Annotated in this window: 14 protein-coding genes; 5 read left to right on the top strand and 9 right to left on the bottom strand. The window is 63.6% G+C overall.

The genetic code is table 11. The annotated features are described in order from the left end of the window. Window positions 1-44 precede the first annotated feature (44 nt). From M2267_RS27170 to M2267_RS27150, 5 genes are all read left to right on the top strand, one after another. The gene (locus M2267_RS27170; RefSeq protein ID WP_429118942.1) at window positions 45-1,880 is read left to right on the top strand and encodes an ABC transporter ATP-binding protein; all 1,836 of its coding nucleotides are present in this window, start codon (window positions 45-47) and stop codon (window positions 1,878-1,880) included. 345 nt (window positions 1,881-2,225) lie between these two features. After that, window positions 2,226-3,935 (top strand): ABC transporter ATP-binding protein, encoded by a 1,710-nt coding sequence (locus tag M2267_RS27165; RefSeq protein ID WP_429118940.1) that lies wholly within the window; start codon window positions 2,226-2,228, stop codon window positions 3,933-3,935. A 185-nt stretch (window positions 3,936-4,120) separates the two neighbouring features. Beyond that, window positions 4,121-4,774, top strand: a complete 654-nt coding sequence (locus M2267_RS27160; RefSeq protein ID WP_429118937.1) for a hypothetical protein — start codon at window positions 4,121-4,123, stop codon at window positions 4,772-4,774. A 117-nt stretch (window positions 4,775-4,891) separates the two neighbouring features. Next, window positions 4,892-6,076, top strand: coding sequence for a glycoside hydrolase family 5 protein (locus tag M2267_RS27155; RefSeq protein WP_429118935.1), 1,185 nt, complete (start codon window positions 4,892-4,894; stop codon window positions 6,074-6,076). A 117-nt stretch (window positions 6,077-6,193) separates the two neighbouring features. Next, window positions 6,194-8,014, top strand: coding sequence for an adenylate/guanylate cyclase domain-containing protein (locus M2267_RS27150; protein WP_429118932.1), 1,821 nt, complete (start codon window positions 6,194-6,196; stop codon window positions 8,012-8,014). Window positions 8,015-8,058: 44 nt separating this feature from the next. On the opposite strand, the gene M2267_RS27145 is transcribed toward M2267_RS27150, so the two are convergent. The 9 genes from M2267_RS27145 to M2267_RS27105 form a co-directional block, all read right to left on the bottom strand. After that, entirely contained in the window at window positions 8,059-8,904 is an 846-nt protein-coding gene (locus tag M2267_RS27145; protein WP_429118930.1) for a sugar phosphate isomerase/epimerase family protein, read from the bottom strand. Beyond that, window positions 8,901-10,214, bottom strand: coding sequence for a DUF6005 family protein (locus M2267_RS27140; RefSeq protein ID WP_429118928.1), 1,314 nt, complete (start codon window positions 10,212-10,214; stop codon window positions 8,901-8,903). The genes M2267_RS27145 and M2267_RS27140 overlap by 4 nt, the downstream gene beginning before the upstream one ends. Continuing rightward, window positions 10,211-11,491, bottom strand: a complete 1,281-nt coding sequence (locus M2267_RS27135; protein WP_429118925.1) for an AMP-binding protein — start codon at window positions 11,489-11,491, stop codon at window positions 10,211-10,213. The genes M2267_RS27140 and M2267_RS27135 overlap by 4 nt, the downstream gene beginning before the upstream one ends. Next, window positions 11,488-13,224 (bottom strand): IucA/IucC family protein, encoded by a 1,737-nt coding sequence (locus M2267_RS27130; protein WP_429118922.1) that lies wholly within the window; start codon window positions 13,222-13,224, stop codon window positions 11,488-11,490. The genes M2267_RS27135 and M2267_RS27130 overlap by 4 nt, the downstream gene beginning before the upstream one ends. Further along, window positions 13,208-14,992 carry an IucA/IucC family protein gene (locus M2267_RS27125; RefSeq protein ID WP_429118919.1) on the bottom strand — a complete coding sequence of 595 codons (1,785 nt, stop codon included), beginning with the start codon at window positions 14,990-14,992 and terminating at the stop codon, window positions 13,208-13,210. Before M2267_RS27125 ends, M2267_RS27130 begins: the two co-directional genes overlap by 17 nt. A 100-nt stretch (window positions 14,993-15,092) precedes the next feature. Continuing rightward, window positions 15,093-15,383 carry a DUF2218 domain-containing protein gene (locus M2267_RS27120; RefSeq protein WP_043615319.1) on the bottom strand — a complete coding sequence of 97 codons (291 nt, stop codon included), beginning with the start codon at window positions 15,381-15,383 and terminating at the stop codon, window positions 15,093-15,095. A 113-nt stretch (window positions 15,384-15,496) separates the two neighbouring features. Then, entirely contained in the window at window positions 15,497-17,806 is a 2,310-nt protein-coding gene (locus tag M2267_RS27115; RefSeq protein ID WP_429118916.1) for a TonB-dependent receptor domain-containing protein, read from the bottom strand. Window positions 17,807-17,923: 117 nt separating this feature from the next. After that, complete coding sequence (locus M2267_RS27110; protein ID WP_429118914.1) at window positions 17,924-18,922, bottom strand: FecR family protein; 999 nt, start codon at window positions 18,920-18,922, stop codon at window positions 17,924-17,926. A gap of 165 nt (window positions 18,923-19,087) precedes the next feature. After that, window positions 19,088-19,612, bottom strand: a complete 525-nt coding sequence (locus tag M2267_RS27105) for an RNA polymerase sigma factor (RefSeq protein ID WP_429118911.1) — start codon at window positions 19,610-19,612, stop codon at window positions 19,088-19,090. Between the last annotated feature and the right edge of the window lie 33 nt (window positions 19,613-19,645).

The following is a 19,645-nucleotide window of genomic DNA, read 5'->3' as shown; positions in this document are numbered from 1 at the left end:
CCGACGACCAACGACGATACGCAGCATCTGACGGAGGAAACGAGATGACCGAGACCAAAGCCCAGCCGGACCGTTCGACGGCACCCGTTCTCTCCGTCGAAAACCTGACGACATCCTTCCTGATCGATGGCGCCTGGAAGCCTGTCGTCCGGGATATCTCGTTTTCCGTTGCGCCGGGCGAAACCGTCGCGATCGTCGGCGAGTCCGGCTCAGGCAAGAGCGTCACGTCGCTCTCGATCATGCGGCTCCTGCAGAAGGAGACGAGCCGCGTCGAAGGACGGGTAATGATGGGCGGACGCAACATCCTCGACCTCCCGGAATCTGAGATGCGCCGCGTGCGCGGCAACGATGTGGCGATGATCTTCCAGGAGCCGATGACCAGCCTCAATCCGCTGTTCACCATCGGCGACCAGATCTCCGAGGCCCTTCTCTGCCACAGCCCGATGTCGAAGGCAGAGGCGAAAGCCGAAACCATCCGGCTGCTCGAAAAGGTCCGCATTCCCTCGGCGGCCTCGCGCTTCGACGAATACCCGCACCGCTTCTCCGGCGGCATGCGCCAGCGCGTGATGATCGCGATGGCGCTCGCGAGCCGTCCGAAGCTGCTCATCGCCGACGAGCCGACGACGGCGCTCGACGTCACCATCCAGGGCCAGATCCTCGACCTGATCAAGGTGTTGCAGGAGGAGGAAGGCACCTCGGTGCTCTTCATCACCCACGACATGGGCGTGGTCGCCGAGATCGCCGACCGCACGGTCGTGATGTTCCGCGGCGATGCCGTCGAGACCGGCAACACCGAGGACATCTTCCTTCGGGCGAAACATCCCTATACCCGCGCGTTGCTTTCGGCCGTACCGATGCTCGGCTCGATGAAGGGCGAAAACCAGCCAATGCGTTTTCCCGTGATCGACGCCGCGACCGGGCTGCCTTCGGCAACGGCGGAAGCCACCGATACGGTGCAGTCCGGCCGCAAGCCGATCCTCGAGGTCAAGAACCTCGTCAAGCGCTTCGACATCCACGCCGGCCTGCTCGGCAAGCTCAAGGGCCGGGTGCATGCAATCGAAAACGTCTCCTTCAGCCTGCAGCCGGGCGAGACGCTGTCGCTCGTCGGCGAATCCGGCTGCGGCAAGTCGACGACCGGCCGCGCAATCATGCGGCTGATCGAGCCGGAAAGCGGCGCGGTGACGCTCGACGGCCAGGACGTGCTCAAGATGGATCGCAAGCAGTTGCGCGAAATGCGCCGCACCATGCAGATGATCTTCCAGGATCCCTTCGCCAGCCTCAATCCGCGCATGACGGTAGGGGCGGCGATTGCCGAACCCTATATCGAGCACAAGCTCGGCACCGCACGACAGGCCCGCGAGAAGGTCGCCGACCTCCTGGAACGCGTCGGCCTGCAGGCCGACATGGCGGCGCGCTATCCGCACGAGTTCTCCGGCGGCCAGCGCCAGCGCGTCTGCATCGCTCGTGCGCTTGCGCTCGACCCGAAGGTGATCGTCGCCGACGAATCCGTCTCCGCGCTCGACGTGTCGATCAAGGCACAGGTCATCAACCTCTTGCTCGACCTGCAGGCAAGCCTCGGCCTTGCCTATCTGTTCATCTCGCACGACATGGCCGTCGTCGAGCGCGTCAGCCACCGCGTCGCCGTCATGCATCTCGGCGAGATCGTCGAGATCGGCTCGCGCGCGCAGGTCTTTGAGAACCCGCAGCATCCCTATACGAAGAAACTGATGGCGGCCGTGCCGATCGCCGACCCGACCCGTCGCCATACGCGCCGGAATGTCGCGAGCGACGAGCTGAAGAGCCCCTTGCGCGCGCCCGACTATGTGCCGGCCGAACGGCGCTACCAGCAGGTCGCCGACGATCACTTCGTCCAGGTCTGACGGCGCGCTTTACCGACCGAACAGCCGTGGCATCAACCGCGGGCCGACGCGCGTCCATATCGTGGACGCGCGATCGCCGTTGCTATCGGCGCTTCGAGATTGATGCACTTCGACGGAAGCGGCCAACTTCCCTGCGCCAAGGCCGTGGCTTGCCACGCCGTAAACATCTCCGCTCGACGAAGTTTTAGGAAACTGTCACCCACGCGATGTGGCCCGGGCCGAGTTCGACATTCGGTCAAACCATAGGTCGAATACAGACAGTATCTTCATCCTATCGTTGCGAATCCGTTGCAAAAGACCTATAGGGGCAGCGGGCGGGTTTCAGACTGAGTCGAGGATGAAACAATGTTTCGAGACACCAAGCCCGATCTCCTGCGGCCGATTTCCGAAGTGCTGCGCGCCTATTGGCGCGCCGATCGCTGGATGCTCCTGGCCGTGGCGACGATCGTGCTCGTTTCGAGCGTCTGCAGCGTTGCCGCTCCCTATGTCTTTTCCAGGCTGATCGACACGCTGTCGCAGCAAACCCTCGTTCCCGGTCTGCTATGGGGCTTCGTGATCTATGCGACGCTTCTCGGCCTGTCGGCGGCCCTTCAGCACATGGTGCAGTATCTGTCGTTCATGACCGCGGAGAACCTCGGCTTCATCGCCAGCACCCGCTTCTTCGAACGCATCCTCAAGAAGACGACCGCCTTCTTCGTCGAGCACAATCCGGCGCAGATCCAGAACGCCAATGCGCGCGGGCGCAGCGCGCTGATCACACTGGTCGAGCTGGGGCTCGTCGCCTTCATTCCCGGCGCCGTCCAGATCCTGCTGACGCTTGCAACCCTCGGCGCCCTCATCAACGCCGAAGTGGTCGCGATCACGGTGATCTATGGCACGGCAGCGATAACGGTCACGCTGCTTTCCGCCCGCCGCGCCCGCGTCTATCTCGATCGGGCCGTGGAGGCCGGGCAGGAAAACGCCCGCTTCGTCGGCAACGCCATGAATGCCATGGAAACGTTGCGCCATTTCGGCAGCCACGCCTGGATGAGCCACTGCTTCTCGGCCAAGGCGCGCGAGGTGCGTGACAACTGGCGCGCCTACGTGCTGCAGCGCATCGGTTCGATCGCCCTCATCGGTCTTGGGTTGGCGATCCAGTTTGCGGTGACGTTCTGGCTGCTGCTGCCGCGCTACGAGGCCGGCGCTCTGTCGATCGGACAGATCGTGTTGTTCAACACGCTCCTGCTCCAGCTCAACATGCCGTTCGAAATGATCGCCCACGCCATCGACGACGTCGCGCGCTCGCGCGCCGACCTGGGGCCAATGGCGAGAATGTGGAGCGCGCCGGAAGAACGGCAAGTGTCGCACGCATCGGCCTTCACGCCACGCGAAGGGCGCCTCGTTTTCGACGATGTCGGCTACGCCTATGACAATGGCCGCGGGCTGAGCGCGGTCAGCTTTGCCGCCAGCCGCGGCGGCATCACCTTTCTTACCGGCGAGACCGGCTCCGGCAAGTCGACGATCTTCAAGCTGGCGCTGAAATCGATGGAGCCGGACAGCGGACGCATCCTTGTCGATGGCATCGATCTTGCGACCATCGACCGGGCCGACTGGTACGGCGCGATTGCCGTCGTGCCGCAGGACGTCGTGCTGCTGAATGAGAGCCTGGAAGACAATATCCTGCTCGGCCGCCCGCGCGACGAGGCCAGATTGCGCGCGGCCGCCGAGAAGGCGGCGATCCTCGCCTTCATCGCGGCGCTGCCCGCCGGCTTCGACACCACCGTCGGCGAACGGGGTCTAAAGCTTTCCGGCGGCGAACGCCAAAGGATCGCCATCGCCCGTGCGCTCTACGGCAACCCCGCCATCCTGTTTCTCGACGAAGCGAGTTCGGCGCTCGACGAGGCGACCGAGCGCGACATCATGGAACATATCCGGCTGCTTGCCCGCGATGTGACGGTGCTGGCGATCACCCACAGGCGATCGGTGATCACCGGGGCCGACACGGTTATCGCACTCGGCGACACCAAGGCCGCCCCGAAAGAAGCCCTCGCACCGTCCGCTGAGCGCGCGTTCTGACCGGCAGGCCAACGCCAATAGGTTGCAAGGCGGAGCGATGTTCGCCTTTCATTAACGAACACCCTCTAACGTTGCTCATAATTAACGACACAACCTTAAGGTCGCCCGATGTTCGGGGCGGTGGAGGTTTAAAGGAACAGCAGATGATATCCATCTCCTCCACGAGTTCCGCCGCACTCATCGTCTTGCAGCAGGTGCAGGCGCCTGCGGATCGGGGCAACGACACCAAGCCGAATGCGGTCGACAAGATCGCCGCCATCGTCAACGGCGGTACGGGCGGCGAAAGCCCGGAGAAGACCAGAGCGGCGGCCCGGATCAACAGCGGACTGCTGGATGCCCAGCAAGCCAAGGGCGATGCCTCTGCCGCGTTGACCTATCTGGAATCCGGAAAGTTCAAATCGAGCGATCCCAGCGTCAAGCAGACGCTCAAGATGTTGATAAGCGAAGACAGCGAGCGCTTCGCCGCATTGGTCGAGGAAGAAAAGGCAACAAAACCCGGCATCACGAACGACAACGCGATCGCCAATGCGATCTACAGCCTCATCGAGAGCAATCGCGAACAATTCCCGGCCGGCGAATTTGTCTTTGGCTTCCGCTTCGCAAACGGCGGATCGAACATCATCAACATGCCGGATGCAAACGGCAACAGCACCAGCGGAGCCCTGTCTGCCCGCCACTCCGCCAATATAGCTGCGCTGATCACCGCGAGCGAGACGGGCACCCCCGAAGGATCCGCCTCCGACGGCGGCAAGATGCAGGATGCCGTCCGGTCGCTGCAGGACAGCATGTCCGATCAAGCCGCGTGGAGCAAACGTTGGCGGGACGCATTCGGTTTCTGACGCCGACCCTTCGCTTTTTCGAACCGGGATCAGCGCGGCCGTGTTCCCCAGGGAACATCGCTGAAACGATCCGCCGGTAGGTTGCAGCGCCAACCCGAAACCTGCAGGATCGAACACATGCGCGTCGTAGCCTCCGCCCTTCTTGCCCTGAGCCTCGCATCACCAGCCGGCGCCGCTGACCTCATCGGCTTCTGGGACAAGCCCCAGCATGGCGGCAACAGCTTCAATCGGCTGCCGCCGGACGACGCCTATTTCAAGGCCCTCGCGGACTACGGCGCCACCTGGGTGCGTCTCTCCTATGACAAATGGAAACCGGCCAAGCGCGACTATCTGATCGGCGATGCCGACAAGTACGCGGGCATTCCGGCCGCCGACCTCAAGTCGCTCAAGGAGACGCTCGATCGTGCCGACAAGGCTGGCCTCAAGGTCGTCATCGCGCCGCTGTCGCTGCCTGGCATGCGCTGGGCGCAGAACAACGGCAACCGGTTTGACGGTCGTCTTTGGCAGGACAAGGCCTGGTGGGACCAGGCAGCAGCCTTCTGGCAGGATCTGGCCCGCGAACTGAAGGACCATCCGGCCGTCGCCGCCTACAATATCGTCAACGAGCCGGCGCCTGAAAAGAAGAACGGCCTTGCCGAACATGCCGACAGAAAGACGATGCAGACATGGTACGGCGACAGGGCGGGCAGCGCCTCGGACCTCAAGGCCTTCTACGAGACGGTGATCGCCGCCATCCGGACGGTCGATCCGGCAACGCCCGTCATGGCGGATGCCGGCTGGTATGCGGCCGCTGACGCCTTTACCTATTGGCCAGCCGCGCTCACCGACCAGAAGGTGCTCTACAGCTTCCACATGTACGAACCCTATGCCGCGACAAGCGCGCCGAACATGAAGCGCGACACACCCTATGCCTATCCCGGCAAGGTGCCCTTCGGCGATGGCGAAGAGACGTGGGACAAAGCGCGCGTCGAAGCCTATCTGGCAGAGCCGGTGCAGTGGGCAAGAGACAAGGGCGTGCCGCTCAATCGTCTGGTCGCGGGCGAGTTCGGCTGCATGCGCCTCTGGTCCGGTTGCAAGGCCTATCTTGAAGATGTGCTGACCGTTTTCGACAAGGACGACCTGCACTGGGCCTTCTACAGCTTCCGCGAGGACGCCTGGGACGGCATGGACTACGAACTGGGATCGAAGAAGGTCGGATGGAAATACTGGCAGCAGATGGAGGCCAACGAGCGCGACACGACGCCACGCAAGGCGACGCCCGAGTTCGCGCCGATCAGCAAACGGCTGCAAAGGGCAGATTGACGCAGGACCGGAAATGTCGGCACGCGCTTGGAAAAAAGCCCAAAACAGCTAGAAGACGGTGCACTCCCTGCAGAGCGACGCCAATTGCGAGCCCCTGCTGCAACATGAGGCATGCGCGTGCAGATCACCAAGCCGGCTGACGCCGAAAAACGGACCCGAACCATTCGCCTGTCGCGCACGCTGGCGATCGTGATGGCAGCACTGGTCGCCTTGACCGCGGCCGTCATCCTGTCGGTCGTGTGGTTCATGTCGGCCGGAACGACGCGCGATCTGCTGGTGCAGTCAGCGCATCTCGGCCTTGAGGCGGTGCAGATACAGATCGGCAGCCGCTTTTCGCCGGTGGAGGATCAGCTCGCGTTTCTGGCGCGCGAGGTCGGCGCAGGTCGTCTCGATCCAGCGAATAGGCTCGAACTCGAACGCGTCATGACCGGGGCGCTCGCCGGGACCCCACAGGTTCGCGTGCTTTCGTTCGTGCGCCCGAACGGCGAGATCCTCGGCGTGACGCAGGGCCCGAAGGGCGTCTTTTCCTTCGAAGACAAGGTCATGAGCGCCAACGAACGCGCGGAGATCGAGCAAGCGCGGCAGAGCGGCACCGCCCATTGGGGCCCCGTCTACTTCGTGCCCGATCCGGCGATCCGCACGTCGGTTGCCAACCTGCAGCAGCCGGCAAACCATGGGGGTGAATTTGCCGGCATTTTCCGGGCGACGATCACGGTCGACACCATGTCCGACTTCCTGCGCCAGATTGCGGTTTCAAACCCTGGCACGACGCCCTTCGTGCTTTATGGCCGCGACCAGGTGCTTGCCCATCCGCTGATGGCCTCTGGCCATCCGCTCTTGTCGGCGGAACACCGGCTGCCGAAGCTCGACGAGCTGGGCGATCCCTTTCTCGCGGCCATGTGGAAGGGGCCGCCGGAGACCTTCGACGACAGCGACATGGAGGTGCGCGCAGTCAAACTTGGAGACGAGGGACGCGTCATCCTGACGCGCGAAATCCACGGCTACGCTCCGGCCTCGCTTATCATCGGCGTCGAGGTTCCGATCGAGTCGGTGGAAAAACCGATCTGGGATCTGCTGAAGGCCGGAATCGCCGGTCTCGCCGTGCTGTTCGTCGCGATCATCATCGCCTGGATCGTCGGCCGTCTGATCGTTCGCCCCGTCACCAGCATGGCGCGTGAGGTACGGGCGGTAGGCATGCTCGATTTTGCCGCACTCCGCCCGCTTCCGGGCAGCCTGTTCACCGAACTCGACGAACAGGCGAAGGCTTACAACACGATGCTGACGGGCCTGCGCTGGCTGGAAACCTACGTGCCGAAGAAACTCGTTCGCCACCTCATCGGCAACGAGGACCTCGCCTCGACTCAGCGTGTCGTCACCATCATGTTCACGGATGTGGTCGATTTCACCGCGACGGCCGAGAAGACCAGCGCCGGCGACGTCGCGGCGCTGCTCAACAGTCACTTCGACCTGCTCGGCAGTTGTATTGAAGGCGAAGGCGGAACCATCGACAAGTTCATCGGCGACTGCGTCATGGCCTTCTGGGGCGCGCCCGACGCCCAGAAGGACCATGCCGACCGGGCGATCCGCGCCGCACGCGGCATTGCCCGGGCGATCGCCAAGGACAATGCGGAGCGACAACGACAGGGCCTGCCACCACTCCGCCTGCGCATCGGCATCCATTCCGGACTGGTCGTTGCCGGCAATATCGGAATGACCGGACGCTCGGCCTACACGATCGTTGGCGACACCGTGAATGCCTGTAACCGGCTGGAGCAACTGGGCAAGGCGATCGCGCCCGGCGAGGAGGTGGTGATGCTGCTGAGTGGAGAGACCTTCGACCTGGTGGCCGAGGATCGCTCCGATCTCATCCCGCTCGGCAAGCATTGCCTTGCCGGACGGACGGAGCATACGGAAATCTACCGGCTGCCGACGGCGTAGCGGCCGGCCAAGGGCCAGGCCGCCGGGCGATGCCGATCACTGCGTCAGACGCCTGCCGTTCTGCGGGCAGGCGCGCGCGCCGCGACCATGTGGTTGATCTGCTGGCGGTCGCCGCGCAAGGTCTCGAAGCAATCGTTCCCGAACCATTCCAGCGACGCATCGGCCTGCGGGTCGCTTGCGATTTCTGAGAGGAAGCGGTCGTAGTCGACGGCGCCCTCAAACAGCGGCGTCATGCCCCGCCGGCTGCCGGCGGCGGCATAGACATTGGCCGGCTCGAACACGGTCAGGTCGGCGCGGTCGACAATGTTCTTCAGGTGATAGTGCCGGATATGCGGCTTCATCGACCGGTGCACCGCGACCGGATCGTCGCCGCCCTCCCACACATGCAGCGTATCGAAGTTGATCGCAAAGGCGGGATGATCGACTTCCTCGATCAGCCGCACGGTCGAGGCCGCCGTGTCGGCCAGCGTTTTCGGATGGGTTTCGGCAAGCAACTGGATGCCGTAGCCGGCGGTGATCGCGCAGATGTCTTTCAACCGCGAAACGATCCCCTGCCGCTCGTTGGCGCTGACCTGGGCGCTGCCGCGATTGCCGGCAAAAGTCCGGATCTTGCGCGTCCGCCACCGGCGCGCCAGCCGGCAAAGCTCGACTGTCTTGGTGCGCAGCGTTTCGGCGTCGCCGTCGAGCGGCAGGTAGTCGCTGATCATCGGCACCGAGAGGCCATAACCATCCAGCCATTCCGCATTGCGGTCCGGGCGCGACGCGAGATTTCGCGCATGCGCACCCCAGAGCTCGATGCCCTGGAAATCATTGGCTTCAGCCCAGGCGGCGATCTCGTCCAGCGATATCAGGTGATGCCGGAAGGTGATGGTGCAAAGCGAAACTCTCATCGCGCAACTCTCTTCAAGGGGGTGTGGCTTTCCGCGGGGATGGCAAGGTCGCACCAGAGTTCGAAGACTTCGGCGAGCTTGGTTTTCAGTCTCGTTTCGAGCCGGTCCGCCTCGTCGAGGCGTTCGAAGACCGGCGCGGCCAGAGCGCGGTCGCCGGTCTGGGCGAGCTTCATGCAGGCGTAGTGCAGGGTCTTCAGCGACTGGACCAGCGCCTCGATTTCCTCGCACCACCTTTCGAACTCGCCCGACGGCAACTTCAGCGCCCGCCAGTAGAAGGCGAAGCCGTGCTCATAGGCATATTTCCGGATGGTGATGACCGGCAGCTCGCGCACCGCCGCGCCGAGATCTGCAAGCATCACCCCGTTCGTGCCATCGAGATGCGCGGCAACGATCGCTCTGACGGCATCGACGAGCGGATTGCGGTCCCGGACGAAGCAGGCCTCGAAATAAGCCTTCAGATCTTCGGCAAACGGCGCGCGTGCCTCGGCATTGTCGAAGACGTAACCGCCACCGACGGTCGGCTGCATGATGGCGTGAATGACCTTCTCGCGGGCGATCTCGCCCTCCCAGCGATAGTCGGGATCATACACGAACCATGTGTCGGGATTAGTCGTCTCCTGCAGCATCAGATAGTGCGGGAAGGGGTTCTGGTTGAACTTGTTCTCGCGTTCCGGCAGATGGAACATGTCGAGCATGACCATGACCGAGCCGGTCTCGCCGCGCTGCTTCAACAGCCCGAGGAGCACCGCGAGGTTGTCGAGCTTGGTGCGCTGCGGATCGTACCACTCGACGACGGAGACGCCGTAAAGTCGCTCGAACCAGCCGCGGAAGAATTCCTGGGTGATATCGGGCGCATGATAGAGAAGCTCGAAACGCTCGCTGACCGCGAACTTCGCGTCCCAGACGCCGAAATAGAACGGCCGCTGGTCCAGCCCGTTTCGCTTCAGGCCATCCGAAACGCAGCTGACGAAGCAATGGACCTTGATGTCGTAATAGGCCTCGCCGTGCACGCCTTCGTCGGTCGTCCCGCCGGTGAGCGGAAAGGCCGGCACGATGGCAGCGGTCGGCCTCGGCACATACAGCGCAACGAGATCGGCGACCGTTTCGATCTCCTGTTTCGCGATCGCCTCTTCCGGCACCGACAACCCGTATTCGAGCTCGAGATTAAGGAAGATTTCGAGAATCAGCACGGAGTCGAGATAGAGATCTTCATTGAGGCGGGCATCGAGGCCGAAGCCGTCCATATGTCCATGCGCCATTTTGTCGGTCAGGACGGCCTCGACCGCCGCCAGAACTTCGCTTTCGGTCATGATGCGGCTCCCGCAATCGGTTTGTTGAATTCGCCTGCCAGATGACGGGCCGCGACGTCGCGGCGGCTGATCTTGCCGTTCGCCTGGCGCGGAACCGCGTCGATCTGCAGGATTTCCATCGGCAACTGGTGAGATGCGAGGTGGCGGCTGCACCATTCGCGCACGGCCTGCGGCGCCACCGGCGCCTCGGCGCTAAAGAGCAGCGCCACGCGCTCGCCGGCAAAACGATCGGCCTTGCGGAAGGCCACGGCGTCGGTGACCGCCGGCATCGCCATGACCACATCTTCCACGTCCTTCGGATAGACGTTGAGGCCGGAGACGTTGATCATGTCGTCCAGGCGGGAAACGAAGACCAGCATGCCGTCGGCACGCCGGTAGCCGAGGTCGCGCGTGTGGATCGGCGCGCCGTCGCCGTTTTTGACGACGATCTCGCCCGGATCCTCAGCACTGTTGCCGGTGGCGGCGATCAGATGCGGCAGGACGAAGCCCATGTCGCCGGCAGACGTCACATCCGGATTGATGGCAATGCAGCCGGATTCCGAGCAGCCATATTGCTGGAACATGAAACGGCTCTTGGCGCGAATATCGGCAAACCACGGATCGGGAAGCAGCGTACCCGAGGTCATCGTCGCGTGGATCTGCTCGCCCGCGGGCATCAGCCGCGCCAGCGTGTGCAGGATCGCCGGCGAGGAATAGAGCAGCGGCCGTTCGGTCTCGCGCAGCACCTTCAGGAGATACTTCGGGTTCGCGGTGTTGACGATGACGGGTGTCTGCCCGCGCTTCAGCGCCACCAGGATACCGCAGATCAGCCCGTAGGAATGGGTGGCCGGGCAGGCGATGACCGGCGTCATGTCCTCCGGTTCGCGGAAGGTGCCGACATAGCTTTCGATCTCGGCATCGATTTCGGCCCAGCTGCGCGCCACGCATTTCGGCGCGCCGGTCGTGCCGGAGCTCATCTGCAACAGCGTGCCCTCAGGCGAAAGCTTGTCGGATGGTTCGAGAACTTCGGCCGTCAGGCTGTTGTAGAACAGCCTGTCGCAGCCGGCACCGATCGCGAGCTTGCGCGCGGCCGGATAGGGTGTGCCCGGATGGATCGGCAGCACGCTCGCGCCTGCCTTGCGAATGGCAAAGAACAGCGCCAGCCAATCGACCGTTTCCGAGAAGCAGACGGCGTAGCGGCCGGTGTCTTGCGCATTCAGGCCGATCTCGGCTGCGAGTTCTGCCGATCTGGTGCTGAAATAGGCCTCGTCATAGAGCCTGTCGTCGATACGGATCATGGCTTTCTCCTTCGTTGGAGCGTTCTTGCGGCCAAGGCGTTCGCCACCTCGTGGTGGTATTCCGGCTTGAGCGCGAGCAGCTTCCTCGTCATCAGGGATTCGGTCAGGATGCGGGGGCGGTCGCAGGCAAGCTGCGCCAGCCGCCCCGTCGCGGCGTGCTCGGCCTCGTAGGCGGCAAGCACGGTCTGGACGCGCTGCCAGAAGAGCGTTTCCGGCAGGTCGTAGCAGTGGTCGAGAAGGTGGGAGATCTCTGTCAAATTGTAGACGAACAGCGTGTCCATCACCAATTCGCGCAGTGAGTCCAGGTTGTCTGTCCAGTAGAACTGGTCGGGCTCCGCCTCCCGGTAAGCTGGATGGAGCGACAGGAAATCCGGCGCCTTTTCCGGCGCGCGCAGAAAGCCCGGCGAAAACTCGATGCTCTCGTGAAAATCGCGAAGGATCAGCCGCACCGGCCAGCCATCGCGATGGACCAGCAGCATGTTCTGCCCATGCGCTTCGACCGCCAGCCCATGATGCAGCAGGAGGTGCCAGACGGGCAGGACGGCGACTTCGATCAGGCGGTTGATCCAGGGCATCAGGCCGAAGCGCTGGATCCAGTCGTCGGCAAAGGCGCGCCCGTCCGCTTCGACCATCATCAGCGCGTTGAAGGGAATGACGGCCTCGCCGGAGCCAAGCGTCGCTTCCGCACTCTCGCGCCAGATTGCTGCGACCTGTCCGGCCAAAGGGCCCTCGCTGTCGGCGATGATGCCGGCATATTCCTGCAGGATGGTGAGCGGATAGCGGTCGCGAAAAGCCGGGTCGCCGGCGACCATCCCGGCGATCCAGCGCGAGATCACCGGCGCCGTGCACACCGAATGCGCCTCAAGGATGCGGCGCGATGAGGTGTTGACCATGTTGAGCGGCAGCTTGATGCTCGCGGCCAGCGGCCGGTCCTGGTTCAACAGGGAACGAACCGACTGCGTCGCCGTGTATCGGTCCCCCGCCGGGCCAAGGCAAAAGGCTTCACCCGCGGCGATCCAGCCTGAAAGCTCAGTCTCGCGGAGTTCGCGCCATTGCCACGGGTGCAACGGCAGAAGGCCGAAAAGGTCAGGCGAAGCACCGCATTCCTGCCACTTCACCCGGAGTTCGGACCAGGTTTCCTCGCCCAGTTCCGTTTCCCAGAAGACATCCTCATCACCAGGGATCGCGCAGCGAAGATGCTTGCGCGCCACCAGCAACCAGACGAGCTGGAACGCGCCCCCCATTTCGGGTCCATAGGCTGCATGGTCGGCGACGGAAAAGCCGGTACGCGCCTTGTAGCAGGGGTGGTAGGGATGCCCCTCGTCGAGCGCTCCCTCCAACTCGGCAAAGGACAAAGTGCGGCGCTGACGCGCCGGTACCTGACGCTCGTTCCAGGCGCTGAAGGCAATCGTCTGTGTCAGTTCGTTGAGCAGCTTTCCGCGTGTCGGTCCGCTGCCCGGCAGGACGGATACCAACTGCGCCAGCGGCGGCACGACCCAGCCGTCGACGTCATCGCGCATCTCCACCGATCCGGCAGCCAGCCGCAGCCGGCCAAAAGGACCGATGGCGCCGCAGCAGCGGAACTGCCAGCCGCCGAGCGACCAGTGGAAAGTGGTGATATCCCCGTCCGGGTGCTCGCTGGCCTCGACGATGCCTTCGAACAGCAGCGCGGCAACGAGCTGGCGGAGCACCCGCTCGTCCGGGCGACCCTTGAGATCAAGAGGCAATGGCATGGTCGGTCCTCGGCGCAGTCAGAACAGCCGGCGCCCGGAGCGGGTTCGGCACAGGGCGATAAAGGGACGGCGCGTTGCTGGATTGCAGTTCGTCGACGTCGTAGAGGCGCGTCGTCAGGTTGGCCTTGGAGACGATCGTCGGCAGGTCGAGCACGTGACGGGCGAAGTCGCGCCCGGCGCCACTCATTCGGGTGGCATAGCGCTCGATATGCGCGCGCAGTTCGCGCAGGAGCAGGCTCTCGTCGCAGAGCCCGTCATGGCCCATGCGGCTGATCACCGAGAAGACCTGATTGACGATCAGGTAATAGGCGAAGCGATCGCGGATTTCGCTCTCTGCAAAATAGAGGGACGCGATCCGTTCAGTCTCGGGCACATGCCCGGCAATCAGGCTGCGATACCGCTCCGAGAGATAGAAGCCCTGATTGTCGCGGTAGTAGCTGACGGACGGATAGCCGGAGCCGACGTCGAGCAGGCTGTTTTGCTGGTGGGCTTCGAGCGCTATACCGTAATCGTCATAGAGACGGACCAGCGGTTCGACGGCGCAATCAAGATAGCGGCGAAACCAGGCAAGCGCCGCGTCCGCCAGGTTTTCGCCGGCGCGCAGAGCAGCCGTCTCAACCAGCGTTGCCAGCCGGGATGGCGCACCGGGCAGCGGATCGGCGGTCAGTGCGGCGACGGTGACGACGCCCCGCCCGCCGCTGCCGGCAAACGGGTTCTCCCGCAGGATGACTTCAAAGCCGCTCTCGCTGCGTCCCGGCAGATCGAGCGTTATGTAAGCGGGGTCCTGAATGATACGGAAGTTTCGCGAGCGTTCGGCAAAACCGATCCGGTCGATCAGCTTTGCCATTGCGACGCCCGCTTCGAGCTCCTGGCGACGGTTCAGCCGCACGGAGTTGGTGATGCGCACGGGCAGGGAGAACTTGAGCATCCAGTCCGCATCGGCGCCGTAGACCGTGCGCACCGACGAGGTCGCGGTGAAGGCCGGACCGGCGGGACCGAGATGCCGCAGCCGCCCCTCCCCCAGCAAGCCGCGGATATCGGGATCAAGCAGCAGCGCTTCGGCCTGGAGCGGATGCATCGGCAGCAGATATTCGTCGTCGCCGATCGCGAAGCCGTCGGTATCCGGGCCGACCAGCGACCGCACGATCTCGGGCGCAGCAACCGCGCGTGCGCAATCGTGCCTGATATCGCCGCGTTTTGCCGCGAAATAGTGCAGCGTGAACTGGCCGCGCAGTTCCGGCGCGTAGCTCTCCTGCTGCCAATAGGTCATGCCCTGGCGGCTCTTCGGCGTCGGGTGCTGCCAATGGCCAAAAACGAGCGACTGCTCCGCTTCGATGAAGTGGCCGCCGTCCGCCGGTTCCGGCGCGGCCCTGTCGATATAGAGTGCGGTCTGCTGGTAGCTTTCGAGCACGCGCATCAGCAGTTCGAGTTCGAAGCCGCGCAGGGCGTCCGCCTGGGCCTCGTCGACCTGGCGGTAGCACTCGTGCACCAGGATATGGAGCGCCGAAATCAGTTCGATCTGGCGCCAGGTGGCGTCGGACACGCCTCTGCCCCATACACGGCCGAAATGGTGGGGGCCGCAGAGCGACGGCGATGTCACCTCGGCGCGCAGGATCATCTGCTGCCTGGGAAGAGACCATTCCACGCAATCAACGGCGCCGCCTGCGGCGCGATGCATGGCCCGGATGCCCGGATTGACTTCGCGCAGGTAGCAGTTTGCGAAGCTTTGAAAGGTGGCGATTTCTGCGATTTGCCTAGACGATTGCATCCTGATCCTCGGCACGCGACACGCATAGCCGCGCAATTGCGTTGGGCGCTTTCGACCAACACATTGAATTTTCTGATCCGAACTGTTTTGAAGCGGCCGCTTAGCCGCCGGCTTGCCAGGCAAGCGGACCGGGCTCTTCCCGGAACGCAAAGCGCAGAAGATGGCTTTCGATCACCGATTTCGTGTCGGCGAGTTCGGCATCGTCGGGCGAGCGGGCGCGAATGCTCAGGCCGTCGGCGGTCGCCTGGAGATAGCCGGTGCCGCAGGAGAACCGGAGCTCGGCGCGATCGCCCGCCTGTTCGACGTCGATCTTGTGGGCGAAATGCTTGCAGAGTTGCGTCAGGTACTTCTGGCCGTCTTCCGTCGCAAAATGGGTGGTCGCTTCTTGCATCTGGAACTTCCTGTCTTTCGGCTTTCGCTGCTCTGGCGGCCGGGACTGACCGCCTGAGCGTCTTGGGCGGCTGCCGCCGGGAGGATCCGGCAGCCGCAGTCGGGACCGCCGACCTAGAAGGTCGCTCTAGCGGTCAGGATAAAGGAACGGCCGGGCTCATAGAGCGGCGTGACTTGGCCGAATTCCTGACCGTAGGTCGCCCGGTCCGAATAGGTTTCATCGAAAATGTTCTTGAGTTCGGCGCGCAGCGTCAGGTTTGGCCGTTGCGGCGGCACATACTCGACGAAAGCGTTGAAGACCTCGTAACCTTGAAGGGGTTTGGAGCCGGCGGCCACGTCGTCGTAGTCGAGCGCGATTTCGGCATCGGCGCCAAAGGTGACGCCCCAATCCGTCAATGTGTGCACCGCCTGCAGGGTGATGATCTGCCCGGCGGGGGTGGCAAGATAGGTACCGAGGTCGGAATCGGCCGGCTTGCCATCGATCTCGACGTCGATATTGGCGTATTTCACCTTGAAGTAGCCATCGCCCCAGTTGTAGCCGCCGCCGATTTCGAAACCGCGCGAGCGGACGTCATGGGCCTCGATCCCGCGCGCAACGGCAAACCGTGGCGTACGAGCGTCATCGAGATCCGTCTGGAAAACGCTGCCTTCGACGGTGAAGCCGTTGTAGTTTGCCTCCAGCCCGAGGATGTAGTTGTCCGCCGTCACCGGCTTCGGACCGTTGCCATAATCCCAGTTGGGATTGATGATGAAATTCTCGGCGAGCGGAATTCCCGCCCAGACATGCGAATAACCGGCCTTGGCCGTCAACAGGTCCTCGACGAGGTCGTATTCGCCCGAGACGTTTCCGCTGAAACCGGAGTTGTTCCACGTCTGGCCGGTCGTGCCGGTAAAGTGCTGGTTGTCGCCGCGCGCACCGAAGGAGAGGCGTGTGCGCTCGAAGGGCTCCAGCCGCGCTTGGGCGTAGAGACCGACATTGCGCGCCTTCTCCGAGCCCGGATCGAAGAGATCCCTGAGCTTTGCCTCGTCATCGTAGAAATCGATGCCTGCGATGACATTGCCGATATCGAAGGAGAACTTGTTCTCGAATTTGCCGTTGAAGCTGTCCGACGCGCCGACACCCTGGTAGCTCACGGGAATGCCCGGCGTCGGCTTCGGATAAACAGGCACCTCGACTTCGGTCTTGCTGTAGGCGAGCAGCAATGTCGGATCCCACCAGCCCTCGGGCGTGCTGTCGGTATAGGTGAAAACCGTGTTGCCCCGCTCAAGGGTGTAGTCGCGGATGCGCGGCTCCCAGGGCTTGCTTCCTGTCGTCGACCCCATGTTGGCGCGGAACGGTCGCGGTGCATCGTCGCGGATGCTGTCGTGGCTGATCTCGAAGCGATCGCCGCTGTCGAACTCGTAGGCGAGTTTTCCAAGCCCGCTCAAGAGATCGGTGGAGGTCCCCTGCACCTCCTGGCCGTTGCCGGCGGTGAAATCGTTGCCGGTTCCGAAGTTGAAGTATCCCAGGAACTCCAGCCCGTCTCGCATGCCGTAGGCCGAGAGCCCGGTTGTCACCGTGTTGCTGTTGAAATTGTAGCTGGACGTGACGAAGCCGCCAAAGCCGTCGCCGTCCAGCAGATCGCGTGCATCGATCGTTTCATAGGAAATCGCACCGGCGAGCGCCCCCGGACCGGCATCGGCCGGCGCGACGCCGGCATCGACGTTGACGGCCTTGAGCAGGCCCGGATCGATGAGGTTCGTGCCGTTGTGATGGAAGACCTTGTTGTTCTGCCGGCCGCCGTCCATCGTCACCGCGAGGCTTGTTTCCTCGATGCCGTGGACATAGACCTTCTGCGACATCGGCAGCGAACTGCCGACCGAAATGCCGGGCTCGCCGGAAAACACGTCGGCAATGTTGGCGGGGTTCTTGCGCCTCAGGTCTTCCGACGAGATGACGATCTCGCCTGCGCCGAGCGGCCCCGCGCCGAAGGCCGAAATCGGATCGAGCACCGTTGCGCCGTCCGCAGCGACCGCGCCGCCGCCACCCGCCAAAACGGCCGAACCGACCAGCGCGGTCCCGCCCGATATCCTGTGGGAAATGCCGGTGCCGGACAAAAGCCGGGCAAGCGCCTGGTCCGCCGTCATCGTTCCGCTGACCTTGGCCGAGCGAAGCCCCTGCGAGGTTGAAGCCGCCAGGGTCACCTGCAGGCCGGACTGTCGCCCGAAGGCGTTGAGCGCGGTGGAAAGCGGCTGCGACGGGATGTCGAAGCTGCGGGCATTTCCGACGCGCGACGTGGTCTGCTGGGCGGAGACCGTGGAAACGGGCATCAGCGCGAAGGACGAAAACGCGACGATCGCCGTCGTCGCCAGCAGGCGCCGTCTTTCACGGCGACGTCCCGTATCGAATTTCAGATGTCCCTTGCGGCATTTCGGCGAACGCATCTTACCCCCGTCTCGGCAATCCACGCGGCCTTGCGGACGCGCGTTTCCAACCAAAGACGACCGGCCCCGGATTTTTTTTCACCGGCGCGCGATTTTTTCCTGATTTTTTGACTCCAATTAAAACCGCGTCAGGATGCGGCCGTAGGAGGTCACCTCGCGCACCTTGCCGCCGAAGGGCTGCACCAGCGCCTGGAGCGCACGATCCGGATCCTTCAGGTCGTAGACGCCGGTCACGCGCCGTCCCGCCAGATCGGGCTGCGGAATGGAGATCCAGGCGGAATGGTAGCGCTGCAGCCGCTCGGCGGCCGCGGCGACCGTCACATCATTGACGAACATCCTGCCGCTTCGCCAGGCGCCGATCTCGTCCGTCGCGATCGCACTCCGCAAGACTGCACCGGTCGCATGGCTCACCGTCGCCATTTCTCCCGGCGCCAGTTCGAAATTCTGCTTGTGCGCGTTGGCGCTGTAGGAGACGGCGACCGTGCCGTGCGCCAGCTCGACGGTTGTCTCCGTGCTCGCCAGCTGCACATCGAACGCGGTCCCGAGCACGGACACCTCGACGCCTCCCGCCTCGACGACGAAAGGACGCGAGGGATCGCGGGCAACGTTGAAAAAGGCTTCGCCCTTCAGGAGCCTGACATGGCGGGTGCCTACGCTGATGTCGGTGGCGATGGCGCTGCCGCCGCCCATTTCGATGATCGTCCCGTCGCCAAGCGTAATCGTTCTGTTTTGCGCCGTCTCGGTCACATGATCGGCCTGCCACCACACGAGAAGCGACGGCAGGGAGACGAAAAGCACGAGGCAGGCAGCTAGCGCCAGCGCCACGCCGGCGGCCAAGCCGCCCGTCCCCAGCCGGCGGCGTTGGAGGATCGGTGTTTCGACGGAAACGGATGGTCTTGCCCCCCGCCAAAGATGCTCGTGCACCGGCGGCACCTCGCCGAGCAGCTGCCAGGTCCGCAACGCGGTCTCCCAGGCCTGGGCATGCAGATCCGACTGGCCCAGCCACGCACGGAACCCGGCCTCCGTCTCGCGACAGTTCGGGCGCGCCTTCAACTTGAGGAACCAGTCCATGGCCTCCTCGAGCAGAGCCTCCGATATGTGGTTGTCCTTGGTCAAAGCCTTGCCTGCCGCTTGGATGATCGACGCCCTAGCACCTTGTTTCTGTAGCCCCCTAACCCGTCAAGCGGCGTCACCGGAAGGCGGGACGCTTCCGTGGTTCCTTCGCTCTGTCTTAAAGACGATCAGCACCGGATTTTTTTTCACACGGGGACCCCTGAAATTCTAGGAGGCGCCGCCGGCAAGCGTTGCCGCAACCCGCATCATGGCGGAGCGCACGTGGCGGTGTGCCGTCGCGACGGAGATGTCGAGGTGGGCTGCGATCTCTTCCAGGGTATAGCCGCCGAAACGGTGCATCTCGAGTGCAACCCGCACGTCCTCGGGCAAGTCTTCGAGAATACCGGAGATGCGTCTGATTTCATCGCTGACGAGGATGATGTCTTCGGGCGTCGGCACCTCGATCGGCATCGACCAGAACGGCGGTTCGCTCTGCTCCTCCCGCGCTTCGATCTTGCGGCGTTTCAGGAGGTCGAGGGATAGGTTGCGGACGATCTTGTAGAGATACGCGAGCGACAGGCCGGACGGCCCCGCCGAGGGCGGATTGCCGGTATTTGCCGGCGCGAATCGGATGAAGGCCTCCTGCACGATATCTTCGGCCGTTTCCCGCGATCCGACGATCCGCGTGGCATAGGCGACCAGGGCAGTGCGGTTGGCGAAATAGACCTGATGGCGCGTATCCGTATCGACCACTGTGTCTGATCCGATCAAATAATTTCGATTCGG

The sequence above is a fragment of the Ensifer sp. KUDG1 genome (genome assembly GCF_050434285.1).
Lineage (GTDB): Bacteria > Pseudomonadota > Alphaproteobacteria > Rhizobiales > Rhizobiaceae > Ensifer.
Note: the sequence above shows the minus strand (reverse complement) of the source record. Positions and strands in the feature narration are given on the sequence as shown.

What these genes read in the sequence shown, in the direction of transcription:
- M2267_RS27170 (WP_429118942.1), top strand. Translation starts at nt 45, where the DNA reads ATGACCGAGACCAAAGCCCAGCCGGACCGTTCGACGGCACCCGTTCTC.
- M2267_RS27165 (WP_429118940.1), top strand. Translation starts at nt 2,226, where the DNA reads ATGTTTCGAGACACCAAGCCCGATCTCCTGCGGCCGATTTCCGAAGTG.
- M2267_RS27155 (WP_429118935.1), top strand. Translation starts at nt 4,892, where the DNA reads ATGCGCGTCGTAGCCTCCGCCCTTCTTGCCCTGAGCCTCGCATCACCA.
- M2267_RS27145 (WP_429118930.1), bottom strand. Translation starts at nt 8,904, where the DNA reads ATGAGAGTTTCGCTTTGCACCATCACCTTCCGGCATCACCTGATATCG.
- M2267_RS27140 (WP_429118928.1), bottom strand. Translation starts at nt 10,214, where the DNA reads ATGACCGAAAGCGAAGTTCTGGCGGCGGTCGAGGCCGTCCTGACCGAC.
- M2267_RS27135 (WP_429118925.1), bottom strand. Translation starts at nt 11,491, where the DNA reads ATGATCCGTATCGACGACAGGCTCTATGACGAGGCCTATTTCAGCACC.
- M2267_RS27130 (WP_429118922.1), bottom strand. Translation starts at nt 13,224, where the DNA reads ATGCCATTGCCTCTTGATCTCAAGGGTCGCCCGGACGAGCGGGTGCTC.
- M2267_RS27125 (WP_429118919.1), bottom strand. Translation starts at nt 14,992, where the DNA reads ATGCAATCGTCTAGGCAAATCGCAGAAATCGCCACCTTTCAAAGCTTC.
- M2267_RS27120 (WP_043615319.1), bottom strand. Translation starts at nt 15,383, where the DNA reads ATGCAAGAAGCGACCACCCATTTTGCGACGGAAGACGGCCAGAAGTAC.
- M2267_RS27115 (WP_429118916.1), bottom strand. Translation starts at nt 17,806, where the DNA reads ATGCGTTCGCCGAAATGCCGCAAGGGACATCTGAAATTCGATACGGGA.